Source organism: Pedobacter agri PB92, assembly GCF_000258495.1.
In the GTDB taxonomy this organism is placed as follows: Bacteria; Bacteroidota; Bacteroidia; order Sphingobacteriales; family Sphingobacteriaceae; genus Pedobacter; species Pedobacter agri.
Genome location: NZ_AJLG01000102.1, coordinates 1 through 18183, shown reverse-complemented (window position 1 = coordinate 18183; position 18183 = coordinate 1). Strand labels below are relative to the sequence as shown.

Here is an 18183-nt window from a genome sequence, read left to right as displayed (position 1 = left end):
ACGTACACACTGCAAATGATAAAAGTCATTTTTTATACCCAGTTTAACATAGGTTTTAATCAATTCTTTAGAAGGAGAAACGATTGCATCAGCTTCTTTCAAAAAATCAAACTCACGTTGATAGTCAATTTTTTGTAAACCTCTATTGAAACTAGGAATTGTAAATCTTCTTAACGCTCCTAACCCGAAGCGAATTTTTTGCCATATTGATAGATTATCTGTTAAATAATGATCGACAACATAATTTAAGGTATGGGCTCTGGCTATAATTGGGGTTTGTAAATTTATATTTTTAAGACTTAGTCCGCATCCTCGAAAATCTATGCCTTCAATAATATCGAAATTTTTATTGAGGCCTAAGAAATATTCTGGTAGCTTTTCATCAAATTCTTCCCAAGTTTTCGAAGGAATTCTATAAACGGTATCACTTTCCCAGAATGCAGTTTCTTTGGCAGTTCCGCAAATAATTGTAGCAATGTTACCGTCTTTATTGAACCATGTATTACATTGAATTAAATAGCTGCCAATACCACCACCTCCGGTTTCGGGAGGATATTCATAAGAAATAAATGCTATATTCACTTTAAACTTTCATTAACAACATATCTAGCTACAACTTCAGGGGCTAAATACTTATCAAATGCTTTCTGATTTTCTGACTTGATATTATTCCAATCAATTATTGTAATTTCTTGAAGACAGTTTTGTAGTAATCTCCAATCTTCATCTTCTGTTTCCCATATCTTAAAATTATTTATATCAAAATAGGGTTCGGTAAGTAATCGATCAGTTATAACAGGGATACCAATAAAAAGTGCCAATGTAAAAATATTACGCCAGCCCCAATGAAACCCACAGGTAAAAACCCCTATTTTAGAAGAGGCAAGCATTTGTTCGTAGTTTTTAATCTCGCCAATTTTCATGGAGAAATTTTCTGGATTTAAGTTCAAAGAAATACTATTGTCGCAAACAGATGGCTCGGTTAATTTTAGCTCGGAGTTGATTTTAAACCCTTTTTGTGATAACTTTTTTAATTGTTGGTGTAATTTAATCCGATGATTAGGCCAACCCCAAGATGTATCACTTAAAGTAATGTCGAAACTTAATTGTTGGTTTCTTAACTTTAGTAAATCTTTATAACGCGAACGGAAAACCTCATGTACAATTCGATATTGGTTCGATAAACCTAGCGATTTTCTTAAGCGATGTTCGATATTCAAGCATAATTGTCTTGTTTTACTAATAGGTAAATGTTTCCAGAGGTTAGGTCCGATAGGTATAAATCTTTTGACTTTGTAAAACTGGTTTTCAAAGTCAGGGATCTTTTTAGATAGCAGATCGGTATACCATGCAACATCTTCTTGGTTTTGCCAGATATAGAATTTTGGCAGCGATTTTTGCTGAAATACGTTGCTATTGTACCCAGCGCAAAAATAAACATCAGCATGTACAATTAGTTCAGATAAAAATGCAAAAGAATCTTCATTATCAATTATACACTTGATTTTTCTTTCTCCATCTTCTACAACTAAAAATGATAAGTGTCGTAAGCTACCGTAAGATAGGATTTTGTTTGAAAAACCATAGTTCGTCATTTTTTTCAAATCCCATTCTGCATAATTAATTTCTTTTTTTTTTGAAAGCTCCATCAACCCAAAACGCAACCAATCGTTTCGTTCTTCAGGTGTATCTCTAAACCAATGAACTTTGATCATTAATTAGTCTTCGGTATTAAGAAATTTATAGAAAGGAGTGGCATTGTCAGATTTGGTAAAATCTTCACTTATTGTTAATGCTTCATCTATTACGTGGTGCATATCCATATACCTGTATGTGCCTAACCGACCAATAAATGTAACTTTTGTTTCGTTATTTGCAAGATTTCTGTAGGCATCCAGCAAAACTTTATCAGCAGCTAACCTCTTAGGATAATAGGGAATGTCGCCTGCTGTTGTCTCTTTGCTAAACTCTTTCAAATAAATGCTTTTATCGTGTTTCTCCCAAGGTGTAAAATGCTTATGCTCATGAACTCTGGTATAAGGAATATCTTTTGAACAATAGTTAATTACAGGGTTTCCTTGGTAATCTTCTCCATCAAATATATTTTTTTCAAAGAAAATGGTCCTATAAGAAAGTCTGCCGAGCTCGAAATCGAAATAAGCGTCAAGTGGCCCCGAATAAAAGGTATGATCAAATTTGGGATTTTGTTCTCTTGTATACTTAGTGTTCAATTTTACTTCAATATTCGAATGATTAATCATGTTTTGTACAAGTTCAGTATATCCATTTACTGGTATGCCCTGAAATTTAGAGTTGTAATAATTATCGTCATAATTAAAGCGAATAGGTAGCCTGCTCAATATACTTGCAGGCAATTCTTTAGGATCACATCCCCATTGTTTGATGGTATAGCCTTTAAAAAAGTTCTCGTAAAGTGCTCTTCCTATTAATTTTAAAGCTTGTTGTTCGAAGTTTTGAGGGTTTGAGATTGAAGCATCTCCTTGTTGTTCTATAAAATCGGCAGCTTCCCTTGGATTAAATTGTTTGCCGAAGAATTGATTGATAGTAAGTAGATTTATGGGAAGGCTAAAAAGACCTTTCTCGGTAACGGCTTTTACGTGATTAAGATATGATCTAAATTCTCCAAATTTTTGAATATAATTCCAAACCTTTTCGTTGTTTGTATTAAATATATGAGGCCCATATACGTGTTCCATAATACCGGTTTCTTTGTCACGCTCTGTATAACAGTTTCCTGCTACATGACCACGTGCATCAACAACCAAAATTTTATATTCGCCAGTATTTGCTAATTCTCTAGCGATTACTGCTCCAGAAAAACCTGCACCAACAACGAGTATTTTTTTCAAACTATTTTGAAATGAGACTTTCTAATTGCAATGGCAATTTTTTTCCTAAAAAACAAAATTGTCTTTCGTATTGCAATCCAGATTTGGAAATGTGTACTGCTAAACCATTTACTTTCTTTAACATAACTAAAATAAGTGTTTCGTTCTCTTTGAGCATAATAATTAACAACTAATGCGCCAGATTCATAACCCAACTGCCAAGGTTTATACTTACTTGTGTAATGAATGATTTTTGCATCATTAATTAAAAGAGAATGATTTATCTCATATTCTGGGTACAAATTATTTTTGAATGACTTTAAGGATGATAATGTAACATTCCACACTGGAGAATAAAGTTTCCATCTATTGCCAATTATAGCGTTTATACCTTGTTGATCATTTTGATGTGTTGTTTCTAAATATCTCATAATTTTTCTAGCCATTTCTTCTTCACGCCACAATTTCAAATTCATTAATAAAACTCCAGCGTTACAGAATACAGTACCTTCATTCAGCGCAAAATTCTTATAATTCGGAATTACATTGTGTGAAGAAGCTGTATGAAAGAAAAAGTCTTGAATCCCTCCTAATGGCGCATCTAACAAATCTTCATCCCATAGTTGAGAAAGATCGCCTTTCACAAGTATATCGCTATCTAAATAAATAACTTTATTCTTTTGAGGAATTAGGTCGGGGACTAAAATCCTAAGATAAGTTGTTTGATTAATATCCTTAGTTGTATATAAATTTTTAAGATTTGTCAAATCCATTGTAATCCATTCGATAGAATGTAATGTATCTGTTTTTCTTAAAATTTTCTCAATCTTAGTTTTTGTGTTTTTGTTAATTCCATTGTAGATAATAAATAACTCTGCTTTTCTGTTTTTACCGAGGTTTGAGAGTACAGAAAAAGCTGCAATTGTCATCGGGAAAGCAAAGCAATTGTCGCAGGCAAAGACTATTGAAATATTATCCATTTTTTGAAAGCAGCAATTTTGACTTAACTACCGCCAATCTGAACGGCAATAAATAGTCAAATTTTATTGCAAACGCCGATAGTCTTAAAAAGTCTCTGTTTGACATTTTTCTAGTTAAAAGGAGTCCAGCCAAATAGTTTAATCTAATATTATATTTTTCATAGTTAATATACAATCTATTTGAAGCAATGTGTTTTAAAATGAGATAACTTTCAAAAAGATGTGTTGTACTATTATCTAATTTACTTGTAACAGATGTTTGATGCTGACGGAAATAATTTAAGATATTTGGAAGATAAGCAATTTTTCCATTTTCGATCAGCATTATATAGATATACCAATCACCTACAAATTTTAATTTCTCAATTTGTTTAGCCGGATAAGGGTAGGCTGATTTTCTAAAAAGTACTGCACTTGCATTATAAATTTGATTTTGTGCCCAAAGAGATTTCTTTATGAAATTCTTCCCATCTGCTAAGAAGGCATTTTGGAATTCGCTGCCATACCAGTGTAAGCAGTTATCTATTATTACATTATTTTTATCTATTCTATAGGATTGTGTAAAACAGAGGTTAACATCATTGTTATCATTAAGTTGTTGTACAGTGAGTTCAAGAAATTTAGAATCTGCGTAATCATCGCTCTCTGCAATCCATACGTATTTTCCTTTTGATAACGCGATTCCTTTGTTCCACTGTTTGAATGTACTTCCGCTATTGGTATCATTAAATGTAATATTGCTGACTTTGGGATTATTTCTATACTGCTCTATTATTTCTTTGCTATTGTCAGTAGAACAATCATCTAATATAATAATTTCAAAATTTTTGTAAGTCTGATTTAAGACAGAATCTATGCGTTGCTTTAGATAATGTGCATGATTGTAGTTAGGAATTATTACGGAAACCATTTTTTTTTAAAGAACCTAATAAAATATTTTAAGCTGGTACGTAAATAATTTTTCTGATCGTTTTCAAAGAAAAGTTCGTACGATTTTAGCTTTTGGAGCATGCGAATGATTTGATTTTTGTATTTAAGAAAAATATAATCTTCACTTGAATTGTCGTTTACAATTTTGGTTATCATTGAATTTTTTAAAATTCGATAATAATAAAGCTCTTGTTCGATAAATCGAAAACTGAAATCATTAAAATAGCTATTCAACCAAAAGTCCCAGTCTTCCAAACCTTGATAAGGCATTTGTTCGTCATAGCCAATATTTTTATGCCAGACGTCTTTTCTGTAAATAGCGCAAGCGTCAATGTAATTTCCATATAGTAAAGAAACTGCATCAAACTCTCTGGATGAGAAGATTCTATCTGGTGTAACATCTCCAAAAAATATTGGCCTGGAATAAACAATGTCTGCTTCATTATTTTCCAATACTGGCAAAGCCTTTCTAATATAATCGGCTTTTATTTTATTATCCGCATCAAGAGGTAAAATGTATTTGCCTTGTGCAGCAGAAATCCCCACATTTCTGGAAAAAGCCAAGCCAGCATTTGGATGTTGTATAACTTTAAACCCCTCTTGTTTTAATTCTTCTATTTTAGAAATCGTAAATTCATCGGTTGACCCATCATCAATTATAATAATTTCAACAGGCTGATCTTGATAAGTTAAAACACTATCAATAGCTTCTTGGACATATTGACCATGATTATAGCATGGAATGATAACAGATAAAATCACGATATCTCTAATAGATTAGTATTAGCACAGAAAGTGGTTTCGCCTATGTCTTGAACTATAAAGGATTTTTCTTTAAGAATTCTATGAATTTTCTCTCTGCTATCAAATTCGTCGTGTATCTCAAGACTTAAAAACTTGATACTTGTTGCCAAGTTTTCAATGAACGATTCATTTTGAAATAGATAAGTTTCACTTCCTTCAATATCAATTTTTAAAATATCAATTTTATGATCAATGCCATCCATATTTATTATTTCTTTCAAAGTTATAGGGATAACATAGTCTTCTTGTTGCTTGGATATTTCAACAGTCTTAGACCAATGATTACCGTCTCTAAAGGAATTTGAAATTATAAGTTGGTCGGAGTTATTGATCCAAAGTGCATTGTTAAAAGTTAAAATAGTATTATTAAAAATGTCATTAAGTTCCATATTTTTAACTAGCATACGATAGTTTTCCTTATCTGGTTCAATAGCAATTATCTTAGCAGTTGGAAAAAAATGATTAAAGAAAAAAGATGTTAATCCTATGTTTGCACCTGCATCAACAATTACACTAACCCTATCTATGTAATTATATTTTTTAATGATTTCAATTAGGTGAATATATTCTTGATGTTCCCAAATCTGCGACAGTACTGTTCCATCACTTGAAAGTGGTCTAATTGTAAAAGAAAATGGAATATTTTCTTTTTTCACTATCAAAAGGTTGTTGTGGGAATTTACTTCATAACCTCTGCTAAATAAATTTAAAATCTCATTTTTTTTAGGTTGAAGGTGATTTGAATATTTTATAATGTTAAGCATTTTTGTTAAAAGCCTACCAAGATTTACCAAAAGCCAATCTTTTAATCCCAAAGCTTTAGATAGATTTTGTTTCATTTACTTTTCCAGTATTGAAATTGTGTCAAATGAAACTTCAATTGGTTGTTCTAATGATTTGAGAAATGGTACATGTCTAATAATTTTATTAAAGTAAATTCTCTTTTTTAGGTCTTTTAAAGAATTTTCATAATTATACGATCTGCCTGGTATGAAAGTGCTCTTTGAATCATATTTAAGGATGTCATCAATTTCTAACGATTCAAATAGACACTTATTCACTGTTAAGCCTTTCATTTCTGCTAATGCTGTAATACCATCAGGAAATATTCGCCAGCAATCTATAGGTGCTTCGTGATAAGGCCAACTCACAGGATTTATAGTAATGATTTTCCCTTTTGGTCTGGTAATTCTAACTAATTCATCTATCCATTTCCAAACCTGTCCTACATGCTCAATCACTTGTCCAGAAATGATAACGTCATAGCTTTCGTCATTTATTGGAAATTTGTATGGCGAATTGATTTGGTAGGTTAAGTGGGAAGCAGCATTTTCTATGTAGCTAGTATTGCTAAAGTCTGCTGTATGCCATGTAATATTGTCATTATTAACAATCTTTTGATATGCAGAAGGAAATCCTGCTGGACCGATTTCAAGTATCTTTAAATTTGACTGAAAATAGATTAAAGCGTATTTTCTGAAGAGTAATTCGCTATTTAGGTGCATAATTTAGTTATTTGCTGATGATATCTCCCATTCGAACTTCTCTGTGTATATGCAGACATCTTTTTGCCATCCCCACTCTATATGGTCATCGGGCATTTGTACTTGAAATGCACAAATATTATCAATTTCTTGGAATTTTGTTTTTCCCTTACTTTCTGCTAGATGAACTTTGAGGTAATAATTGTTTTCGTATAATTTACATTTAGGCAGTACACATTTTAATTTATGAATTCCTACATCTCTCAAAATAGGTTGAGAAGTGTCAAATATGTATGTAAAAATGATTGGTAATTCATTTTCATTCATAATTTGGATAGAAACTGCCATACCTGTTAGGTTTTTTGGCATATAAACATCAATCTCTATTTTTAAATCTTTTCCATTTAATTGAATCGCACCAGGTTCTGAGGTCATCACTTCAACTCTCGTGAAGATGGGTAAATCGGAAAACTGATCATTCACATAGACTTTATTAGTATTCTTCAAACTGGCAAGGTAGTGGTTTATGATATCTTTTGCATTGCCGAAATCCTTTACTAACCCATTTTGTAAAAAGATGCATTGGTTGCAAAGACTAGCAATACTCCCCATATTGTGGCTCACAAACAGCACCGTCCTTCCTTCGCCTTTACTCACTTCACCCATCTTACCCAAACACTTCTTTTGAAATTCTGCATCGCCCACGGCTAAAACCTCATCCACAATTAGAATTTCAGATTCTAAATGCGCAGCTACGGCGAAAGCTAATCGAACATACATGCCAGAAGAATACCTTTTTACAGGCGTATCAAGATAACGTTCAATGCCAGCGAAATCTACGATCTCTTCCAGTTTGCGTTGAATTTCCTTTTTACGCATCCCTAAGATGGCACCATTCAAAAAGATATTTTCTCTACCCGATAATTCAGGGTGGAACCCCGTCCCGACTTCCAATAAACTAGCTATTCTGCCTTTACCTGAAATGCGGCCAGTAGTAGGAGCGGTAACCTTACTTAAAATTTTAAGCAGCGTACTTTTTCCGGCGCCATTTCTTCCAATAATCCCAACAGCATCGCCTTGTTCAATCTCAAAATTAATATCTTTCAAGCTCCAAACCACATCGCTTTCACTTTTAGTATATTGGTCATTACTTTCGCCAATTCTTAAAAATGGATCTTCCTTTCCACGCATCCTGGCATACCAGCGTTCCAAATCACGACTGATCGTCCCTGTGCCGATTTGCCCCAGTTGATAGGCTTTGGAGAGATTTTCTACTTTTATAGCTGGCATTAGGTTGAGGTTAAGGTTACTATCTGAGGCTTTTAATAATTTTGTTTAGTTCAAAATGAATTTGCTCGGCCATTTTAATAAGTATACTGACTTTTTCCGGGTCGAAATAACCTACTCTTTGTCCGTAAATCAATTGATTTTTTGATTCTAACAATGAGCCTCTCGACATCACGTAGAATCGTTTTTTATCCAGATTAGTTTCTCGCCCAAAACCTTCAGCTAAGTTATCAGATACGGAAACAGAGGAACGCCTGATTTGAGAAGTCAACGCGTAATCTTCTTGCTTTGGAAGATTAATGGTCAAATTAAATATCTCAATGGCATATTCCATAGCTAATTTCCATACAGGCAATTCTGTGAAGTCGTAGTACATTTTGAGGCTAAGGTTGAGTTTAAGATCGAAATCACTTGTTCAGTATACTGTTTTGGATCTTTTTAGTTTTTCTCATTCTTGGTATTAGTGTTGTTCTTAGTACATTCTCAGCCTCAACCTCGGTCTCATTCCCAGCCTCGGTCTCATTCTCAACCTCATCAAACTGTATCCACAAAATTCCGTTCCACCTTGTTAAATATCACAATCCCAAATAGGAGTAGGGCAGTGGTCACAGCTGTGGCATAACCCAGGCTTCCCCAGCTAAAACTACCTTCGCCTAAAAATCCATAACGAAACGTTTCGATGATGGGTGTCATCGGATTATATGCGATAATCCAGGCGTAATCAGGGTATTTACTAAAAGCTTCGGATAGCGGATAAATCACAGTTGTTGCGTACATCAGCAGCTGAACACCGAATGTAACCAAAAACGCCAAATCGCGATATTTGGTGGTCATGGCAGAGATGATCATTCCGGCACCAAGGCCTAGTAGTGCCATCAATATAACGATGAAAGGAAAAAGGAAGATGGCTGATGTCATATGAAAAATCGCACCTGATAAATAATAATATGCCATCATCAGGAGGAATAACAACATCTGTACACCAAAGCGAACAAGATTACTGACCACAATACTCAGGGGCATGATTAACCTGGGGAAGTAAACCTTTCCGAAAATCCCTGCATTATCTTTGAAAACAGTAGAAGTTTTGGTGAGGCAATCTGCAAAATAATTCCAGGCTGTAATGCCAGCCATGTAGAACAAAGGTTTCGGTAAACCATCGGTCGAAATCCCGGCAAGGTTCCCAAATATAAAAGTGAAAATAATCGTGGTAAATAAGGGCTGTATAAAAAACCACAGCGGACCCAGAATCGTTTGCTTATAGAACGAAACAAAATCTCTTCTAACTAACAAAACCAATAAATCTCGGTATGCCCAAACTTCATTTAGTTTCAGGTCGAACAGCGAAGCTTTTGCTTCAATGGTCCAATGATATTCTTCTTTATGATCCATTAATTTGTTGTTCTTTTTTATTGTCGCCTCCAAAAAATCTCTCCACGGTCATGATGACGATATTAATACTTTGCCCCGCAGCTAATCCTTTCCACTGTTTCTACGTTCACTTTTTTCATCGGCATGGTTTAAAGGCTCAATAATTTATTCCAATTGTCAGCCCCCTCTCTTTCAGGAGAGGGCGGGGGGAGAGGTCTAACGAGCCGGTAATGTTGTTTTTCCACTTTTAATATTTTTTATTGGTGTTAAGTTAGCTTCGCTGGTGTTTTGTTGTCAAAAGAGAGAAGTCGTCCGGCCAGGACTCGTGCCTCGTTCGAGATAACGAATTCTTTTAAGCGTCAAAAAGCAAATCCTCTACCTGCTCCACATACCGTTCAAACCCGAAATGCATTTTTACCTTTCGCTGGCGCTCTCGGATCAATTCTTGACTTGCCGGTTTATTCAGCAATTGCAATAATCCCTGATAAATTGCGTCGCTATCGTCCGGATCAACCAGCAAACCCAATTCCCCATTCAACAAAGCATCTTTACTGCCATCGCTGTGGCCAGCCAAAACCCGACAACCACTGGCAACCGCCTCTAAAAATACGAGGCCAAAACCTTCTCCCTTACTGGGCATGGCAAAGATATCGGCCAGTTGATAATATTCCTCAATTTCAGCATCCGGGGCATAGCCTGTTAAGGTCACATGTGCCTCCAATTGGCAATCCCGAACCAATTGCAGTACTCTTTTTTGCTCCAACAGATCTGCTGCACCTACAATGAAATATCTCAAATTGGGATAAATTTTGATCAGATCTCTTAGGGCCAGTATGACCAGATCATAACCTTTATATTTTTCTGCAGCGGAAAGCCTGCAAACTGTCAGAATGATTTGATCATCAAGGGTTAAATTATACTGATGTCGAATTGCAGTAACATTAACTGGGATCTTATCATAATTTTTTGGTAAACAGTTGTTCAATATCTGTATGTTCTTCGGTGAAACTTGATTGTACTGTTTTAATTGCTTAGCTGTATACTCACTAACCGCCCAGATTTCAATTTCATTTAGAAACGATTGTTGCCATTTTGCTAGCGGTTTCCAAACCTCGATGCCGTGAGCAAATAATATGATCTGTTTTTCGGGTTTGATTAGCTTGATCATTCTGGCGAAAATCAGCAAATGAATATGACTTATGATGATGATGTCAGCATGAAAGCTTTCTTTTAAAGCAGCTAAACCAAAACTGATTTTATTTCCTTTATATCCCTTATGGTTTTGTTTGGTGATTTTGTCATGAAGCGATAAGCTGTGGTAATCTTTTAATTTTAACTTGTCTTTAAGAACATCTAGTACCTGTAAAAAGTTTCTACACACTTTTTCGATGCCACCAGTTAGGCTAAAAGTATATAAGGTCAAAAAAAAGTACTTTCGGGTTTCTCACTTTATGAGTTACTGTTGGCGATTTGAAATAAGGCAAAAGCTTTAGACCAATGCAGTTTTCCGGTTTTAAATTTTCTGATTAACTGAACCGAGTAGCCACTATACTGATTTTCATTTGTGATTAAAGTACCCTGTTGCAACCACTGTTGCAAAGGAAAGGTAAAACCCATTTTCGGTCGGTTCCAAATGATTTCCGGTAATATATGTTTAAAGGCATCTATCAATAAACCTTTTGGACGGTTGTGAAACCGTTGTGCGTGCGCAATGCCAGAAGCGCTGTTTAAGAAGCGCTGATCTAGAAATGGAACGCGAACTTCTACACCATGACTCATGCTCATAAAATCAGTGTCTTTTAGTAACTGGTTTTGCATGAACAGGTGAGTTTCCATCCAGGATGCCCTTTCTTCTCCATCCAATACATCCATTGATTTGTCGATGGGAAATGCTTCCAGCAAAGCATCGATGCGATGCTTATCGATTTGTAATATTTTGGCGATCGTGTCCGGAACAAAAAAACCTCTCAAAAAAAGATACTCTCCAATAGGATTCTGATAACTTAAGTAAGCGATTCGTTTCAGTCGCTCAGAGCGCAAAAATGTTGCTGATTTTAGCAGAAATCGAGGAAAACGCTTCATTTTTTGAATCAATTTCATTCTTTTGAAAGAGGGATAACCGCCAAAAAGCTCATCTGCACCAATGCCAGACAGAACGGCTTTTAATCCATCAACTTTTGCATAACGATTCACGAACCACGAATTGATGCCATCATTGGTCGGCTGATCCATGGCGGATAAAATTTCTTTGAAATGAACTTCCAAATCTTCTTTTTTTACCTGGTAGGAGTGATGTGTTCCGTGCGTCTGATCTGCAACGGCTTGCTGAAATTGCGCTTCAGAAAATTGTTTTTCTTGAAAATTGATGGATAAACTATTTAAGTTGCTGCCGATCTTTTGATTGGCAATCAAGGTGATGATACTGGAATCAATACCGCCACTTAAAAAAACGCCGACAGGCGCATCAGCGATTAACTGGCGATTCACCGCTTTGCTCAGTTCTTGCTCAATTTTTTTACTTGCATCCTGATTATTGAAAATCGTCTTTTTCCATCCAATATTTTCAAAGGAATTGATTTGAAAGGTTTGTTCTTGATGATCCCAGGTTAAAAAGTGTCCTGGACGGAGAGAATGCACATCTTTAAGGGTGGTAAATGGGTGAGGAAGATGTCCGAAGGCTAGAAAATAGATTTTCCAGTCGGCATTTTCTTCGAATCTGTAAGAAGTCTTTTCGAAAGCTTTCACTTCAGAGGCAAATATCAATCGGGTATCAGTGCTGGAAAAATAAAGCGGTTTTATGCCCATCTGATCCCTCACCAAATGCGTCACTTGTTTCAGCTGATCATAAATGGCGAAGGCAAACATCCCTGTTAACTTATGAAAGCTCGCTGTTCCCCAGGTTTGATAGGCCGCTAAAATCACTTCCGTATCGCTTTCCGTATTAAAAATTAAACCCAACAGGGTTAGCTCGGTTTTCAGCTCCAGGTAATTGTAGATTTCGCCATTGAACGTAATAGTTAAATTCCCTTGATTATAGCGCATAGGTTGATACCCGGTAGGAGAGAGGTCAATTAATGCCAATCTACGGTGACCAAATTGCAATCCGATTTTAGGATCAGCAAAAAAACCTTCATCATCAGGACCACCATGTTTCATGCTGTCGCACATCGCCTGAACATCTTTTTCAAGTTGTGCTGGGCTTTGGTTTTGATCAATTATTCCGGCTATCCTGCACATTTGCTATTCCACATTCTTTACCTGTCATTTCTACTTTCCAGTTTACACCTGGCACAGCTTCGCCCTCTCAGTCACATTTCTTTTTTAAAAAATGACTAATTACATGTGCTTGTTATTTACTGTTCAGCACACAACACAAGCTTTATTTTGTACAAAAATAAACAGTTTATGACAACTATTCAATCTGTCAATTACTCCTAAACCTTATCCCGAGCAACATTTTTCATATTGTTGAGGTCTTATTCGAGGTATCCTGTTAGATTCTCCGACTACATTAAATTGTAATCTTTGTCAATTTTTAGTTCCTCAAATTGGCTCCACAAACGCCATCGAGGTATTAATCTCAATGGCATAGCCTATATTATCTAAACGTAAAATAATACGTTTTTTATGATGTACCGACACCAACTCTGCAACCATATCCTTAAACGGACCGGCTTTAATCAATACTTTTTCACCTAGTTTAATCTCATAATCAAAAACTGCCAATTCCTCCTCAGTAGCCAATAATAATTTAAGATGATCAATTTGCTGGTCGGGCATTGCGGCAATTTTCCCCGAGAAATAAATAAACCTGGCGATGCCATTTGTCATTAGAACCTCCGTGTACTCTTTGGATGAAATGTACACGAAAAGATAAGATTTGATCAAGGGTTCTTCGACGATTTTCTTACGGTCGCTCCATTGTTTAAGTGTTTTCCGTAATGGAAGATAGGCTTGAATTCCTTTTCTGGTCAGTTCATCATACGCCTTTTTTTCTGCCCTCGAACGCGTATATACCGGATACCATCTATAGTTTTGATCGATCATAAACAATTCGATAAGATATTTGAGATCTGAACTATAGCAGTCATAAGTAAGTCTTGTCGACCTACATCAAGATTTTTATGCAAGATTTTTAAACTACCGGGACGAGCAATCATCAAATGAGATTGTTGTTATATAATTAAACTATCTGGGACAAAACAGAATCAAAACTACTTAATTCTGTTAGCAATATCGGTTTTTAATCAGGTTTATTATTGAGAAATGTCAAATTTGACCACATGTCCAGTAGTCTATCTTCTTAACACTTGCTAAATATTATGCCGTTTGAATCAGAATTCGCTTAAAAATTGAGATTATTGTTGCCTGTAGCTGTTACCGCTTCGCTATTCCTGCGTTAGATCCAGGTCTTGGTTTATCAATATTTTATTATTGTTTTTTAAGAGTATTGATGGGTTCGCTGGTAAGCTTGGTTTTGTTTCCTTTTTGTCAAGAAAAAGGTAAGAGGCCGCCGATGAAGCGTAAGAAAAATCTTTCTGAATTAGATGTCCTTCGACAAGCTCCGGATGACAATCCGGAGCGGATCTATGGTGGAGATTGCTTCGGCTCGCTCATGCCCAGGCCTCGCAATGACGATGAAAGGTGGAACTTATGGCTCCTCGCTATAGGCACCTTGCTATCCGGCCTGGGAGGAGATTGCTTCGGCTCGCTCATGCCCAGACCTCGCAATGACGATGAAAGGTGGAACTTACGGCGCCTGGCTATAGGCACTCTGCTATCTGGCCTAGGAGGAGATTGCTTCGGCTCGCTCATGCCCAGGCCTCGCAATGACGATGAATGGTGGAACTTACAACTCCTCGCTAGAGGCACCTTGCTATCCGGCCTGGGAGATAATGGAAGGAGAAAACGTGAAAGCTTTTGCACACCCTTTCAAGTTACTTCCGTCTAAGGCAGCGCACATTCTGCGATCTTTCATCGCGGCTTGTGCTGCCGCTTAAGAAGCTTTCACGGATTTGTCCGACATTAGATCCAAGCCTTGAGTTTTGGTTACCTTTTTGTCAAGAAAAAGGTAAGAGACCGCCGCTCGTGAGGCGTAAGAAAAAACCCAGGATACCTGCTATAAACAAAAGATGCCACAGTCAGTAAAAAAGCTTCCTTCGCAATGACGAGGAAGCGAGGGCTAGCTATATAGCATATAATTATACCAAAGCTACACTACATCCAAAGTACTAAATCATCCAAAAAAAAGCTATTTCTTTTTCCAAAACATCCACCACTTTCTATTTTCATCATCATAATAACCTGAGCCTGAATAGCCGCTGTAATCAGAGTAATAATAGGTGCTGTTTCCACCACCACGCGAATAATCGGTTGTATAGTAGTTGGAATACAAAGCGTCATCACCAAAAGCATTTAAGATGATGGCTAAATTGCTTAAGCCATACTCCCGTGATAAACGTTCGGGAATGTTGGCCGCCCTTTGTTGGGAAACCCCCGAACGGATGACAAATAAATTGATGTCTGACGAACGAATTAAAGGAATGGCATCCGATACCAATCCAACAGGTGCGGTATCCACCAAAACATAATCATAATCTTTCTCTAGCTGCTGCAATAAATCCTTCATTGCTGCAGTGTGCAGCAACTCGGAAGGGTTTGGCGGTACGGGCCCAGAAGGAATGAAATCAATGTGATGAACGTCATCATGAATCATCACTTCTTCTAATGTGGCCTGACCAGAAAGTAGTGAGCTTAATCCTTTTTTATTATCACTTCCAAAAGCCTTGTGTAATTTTGATTTTCTTAAATCCGCTGCAATCAGGATCACTCTTTTTTCGATCAAAGCCAAAGTACTGGCTAAATTGATTGTCACAAATGACTTTCCCTCTCCTGAAATTTCCGAGGTGATACAAATGACCTTACTGGATTTGTGACTGGCCAGAAAACTTAAATTTGTACGAACAGATCGTACTGATTCGGCAAAAACAGATTTTGGTTTCGCCAATGATAAGGCCTGGCGACTATCCTGATCAATATAATCGGGAAATTTCCGGATCACACCGATGATTGGGGTATGGGTTAAACCTTCAACCGTTTCCTTATCATAAATATAAGGATTTAAAAATCTAACTAACAAAATTAAGCCAAAACCCGATGCAAGACCCAACATCATCGCTGTACTGTAAGCCTTACTGCTGTTTGGAGAAATGGCATAGTAAGAGGGGTAGGCCGGATTAACAATGGATGCCCCAGGAACAATCGCTGCAGCATTCATTTCTGCTTCCAGTTTTTTCTCCGACAGGTAAGAACGTACCTTATTGTTTACCTCGAAATTGGTTTGCAACTTGACAAAATTTTGCTCCTTTACCGGAATGCTGCTCATACTTTGCGTAACGCCAGCAATTTGATTTTCAATGTATCGGATAGTTGCTTCATTGTTTTTACGCATGCCCTGAATGCTACTTCTGATTCCCGATTTTACATTAGCAATCTGTTGCTCTACCTGCTTTACGGGTTGCGACTCCGGATTAAATTGGTTCAGTTTGATCTCTCTATTAGCCAGTAAAGTATTCAATTGTGTAACCAAAGCACCCAGTCCTGTACTTAGGTCGCCTTCTAAATCGACCCCGATTTCTACTTTATTTCTGTTATTATTAATCTGGTCTTCCAGTTGTTTGATGCCCAGTAATTTTAAATTGAGCTCTGTTTTTTGCTTTTCATAATCGGCCAGTTTTCCAACGGTCATCGAGGTTGATGAAGTCATGTCCACCATTTTGTTCTGCGTTTTATAGTTCGCGAGTGTTGCACCTGATTTTCCGGCTTCGGTGTTAATAAAACCAAGTTGATTGTCAATGAAATCGACTGTTTGTCGGGCAGATCTCCTTCTTTGAATCACATCGTATTTCACATACTCCTTCATGATGGCGTTCAATATGTCGGCAGCGAAAACGGCATTGGCATCCGTCTGACTCAAACCCATCACATTGGTGAAACGGGCAGCTTCACCAATATTTAAGCCCCCCATGGCCCGGCCAATAAAATCCTCTTTGCTATTGAATTTAAATTGGTACGTACTGTTTGCCGGGATTTTATCCTTAATGCGGAAACTCATGTTTCCCATATTAATCACCTGACCATATTTGATGTTGGTTTTTGCATCTTCATTCTCTGCTGAAGAAATCTCAAAACTATTGGCGTCAACGCCTTTCACGGAATAAAGTGAACGGCCAAAATTTACGCTGTCTTGTTTGATGATTTCGATAACAAACGGCACATTAGGGTAAAGTTCAGTGGTTCGAACACGGCCTTTCAGATAGTAGCTGATTTTGTAATCAAGTGTTTTAACTGCATTGGCAATCACTTCATTGCTGCGGATGGTAAAACTTTCAGCCTGAATTTTATCGGTGTAGTTGTAATTCTGCATGGCCATCTGACTTCCACCCGTACTGATCGCAGGATTGCTGTCCTCTAACTTTAATGAAGCTCCGGTTTGATAAATAGGAGGGGTATACCATAAATAGAGCCAGGCACCACAAAGCGCAATGGCAACTGTAGCGGCCACCCAATACCAGCGACTTAAAAATACTTTAAAGATTTTGTAAAAATCAATACTTTGGCTTACAGCCTTTTTCTCTTGCACGAACTCGGTCAATGGATATCGTTTTTATGAATGTTGGGACAAAACAATTTAGCTCCTAAGATAAGCGTAATTTTATAAGATAGGAAATGGCCAAAAATTTAATTAAATAACACATAACAGGGTTCTTCATCGTTGTGAGGAACTATACTGACATACATCGCTATTACCACCCTGCTCCCGGAATAGGAGAAATTCATTAAGATGATAATGAAGTCCTTTGACAAGCTCAGGATGACAATCTGAGAGAATTTATAGAGGAGATTGCTTCGGCTCGCTCACACCTAGGCCCCGTAATGATAATGAAAGGAGGAACTTACTGCGCATCGTTATAGGCACCATTCTATCCGGTCCAGGAAGGGATTTATGGAGGAGATTGCTTCGGCTCGCTCATGCCCAGGCCTCGCAATGACGATGAAAGGTGGAATTTACAGCGCCTCGCTATAGGCACCCTGCTATCCGGCCGAGGAGGGGATTTATGACGGAGATTGCTTCTGCTCGCTCACACCTAGGCCTCGCAATGACGATGAAAGGAGGAACTTACGGAGCATTGTTATAGGCACAATGCTATCCGGCCGAGGAGATAATGGAAGGAGAAAACGTTAAAGCTTTTGCACACCCTCTCAAGTTACTTCTGTCTAAGGCAGCTTGTGCTGCCGCTCAAAAAGCTCTCACGGATTTGTCCGACATTAGATCCAAGCCTTGAGTTTTGGTTACCTTTTTGTCAAGAAAAAGGTAAGAGGCCGCCGCAGGCGAGGCCAAAAAAGTCATTATGAATAACAAGTTTTAGATGTCCTTCGACAAGCTCAGGATGACAATCTTGACGGGATTTATGGAGG

The 18183-nt window shown here is 37.0% G+C and carries 15 protein-coding genes; all 15 read right to left on the bottom strand.

Annotated features, from left to right (window positions below; all coding sequences use genetic code 11):
• A partial coding sequence (locus tag ON09_RS14885) for a hypothetical protein (protein WP_010601861.1) occupies positions 1-582 on the bottom strand: 582 nt, incomplete at its 3' end.
• Complete coding sequence (locus ON09_RS14880; protein ID WP_010601860.1) at positions 579-1715, bottom strand: hypothetical protein; 1137 nt, start codon at positions 1713-1715, stop codon at positions 579-581. The genes ON09_RS14880 and ON09_RS14885, both read right to left, overlap by 4 nt.
• 3 nt (positions 1716-1718) lie before the next feature.
• On the bottom strand, positions 1719-2870 hold the full coding sequence (glf, locus tag ON09_RS14875) for a UDP-galactopyranose mutase (protein WP_010601859.1): 1152 nt from the start codon (positions 2868-2870) through the stop codon (positions 1719-1721).
• Positions 2867-3829: a glycosyltransferase family 8 protein gene (locus tag ON09_RS14870; protein WP_010601858.1), complete on the bottom strand. Its 963-nt coding sequence runs from the start codon at positions 3827-3829 to the stop codon at positions 2867-2869. Before ON09_RS14870 ends, glf begins: the two co-directional genes overlap by 4 nt.
• Positions 3822-4739 (bottom strand): glycosyltransferase family 2 protein, encoded by a 918-nt coding sequence (locus tag ON09_RS14865; protein WP_010601857.1) that lies wholly within the window; start codon positions 4737-4739, stop codon positions 3822-3824. The genes ON09_RS14870 and ON09_RS14865 overlap by 8 nt, the downstream gene beginning before the upstream one ends.
• Positions 4727-5521 (bottom strand): glycosyltransferase family 2 protein, encoded by a 795-nt coding sequence (locus tag ON09_RS14860; RefSeq protein ID WP_010601856.1) that lies wholly within the window; start codon positions 5519-5521, stop codon positions 4727-4729. Before ON09_RS14860 ends, ON09_RS14865 begins: the two co-directional genes overlap by 13 nt.
• A complete protein-coding gene (locus ON09_RS14855) occupies positions 5518-6402 on the bottom strand; it encodes an FkbM family methyltransferase (RefSeq protein WP_010601855.1) in 885 nt (294 codons plus the stop codon). The genes ON09_RS14860 and ON09_RS14855 overlap by 4 nt, the downstream gene beginning before the upstream one ends.
• Positions 6403-7068 carry a class I SAM-dependent methyltransferase gene (locus ON09_RS24320; protein ID WP_010601854.1) on the bottom strand — a complete coding sequence of 222 codons (666 nt, stop codon included), beginning with the start codon at positions 7066-7068 and terminating at the stop codon, positions 6403-6405. It abuts the gene before it with no gap.
• A 3-nt stretch (positions 7069-7071) separates the two neighbouring features.
• Entirely contained in the window at positions 7072-8337 is a 1266-nt protein-coding gene (locus ON09_RS14845) for an ABC transporter ATP-binding protein (protein WP_010601853.1), read from the bottom strand.
• A 19-nt stretch (positions 8338-8356) separates the two neighbouring features.
• On the bottom strand, positions 8357-8710 hold the full coding sequence (locus tag ON09_RS14840; RefSeq protein WP_010601852.1) for a four helix bundle protein: 354 nt from the start codon (positions 8708-8710) through the stop codon (positions 8357-8359).
• A 158-nt stretch (positions 8711-8868) separates the two neighbouring features.
• The gene (locus ON09_RS14835; protein ID WP_010601851.1) at positions 8869-9726 is read right to left on the bottom strand and encodes an ABC transporter permease; all 858 of its coding nucleotides are present in this window, start codon (positions 9724-9726) and stop codon (positions 8869-8871) included.
• Positions 9727-10057: 331 nt separating this feature from the next.
• Positions 10058-11128 (bottom strand): glycosyltransferase family 4 protein, encoded by a 1071-nt coding sequence (locus ON09_RS14830; protein ID WP_010601850.1) that lies wholly within the window; start codon positions 11126-11128, stop codon positions 10058-10060.
• A 26-nt stretch (positions 11129-11154) separates the two neighbouring features.
• Positions 11155-12942: an asparagine synthase (glutamine-hydrolyzing) gene (gene asnB, locus ON09_RS14825; protein WP_010601849.1), complete on the bottom strand. Its 1788-nt coding sequence runs from the start codon at positions 12940-12942 to the stop codon at positions 11155-11157.
• Positions 12943-13248: 306 nt separating this feature from the next.
• Positions 13249-13752, bottom strand: coding sequence for a UpxY family transcription antiterminator (locus ON09_RS14820; protein WP_010601848.1), 504 nt, complete (start codon positions 13750-13752; stop codon positions 13249-13251).
• Positions 13753-14956: 1204 nt separating this feature from the next.
• Complete coding sequence (locus ON09_RS14810; protein ID WP_010601846.1) at positions 14957-17359, bottom strand: GumC family protein; 2403 nt, start codon at positions 17357-17359, stop codon at positions 14957-14959.
• Positions 17360-18183: the final 824 nt, after the last annotated feature.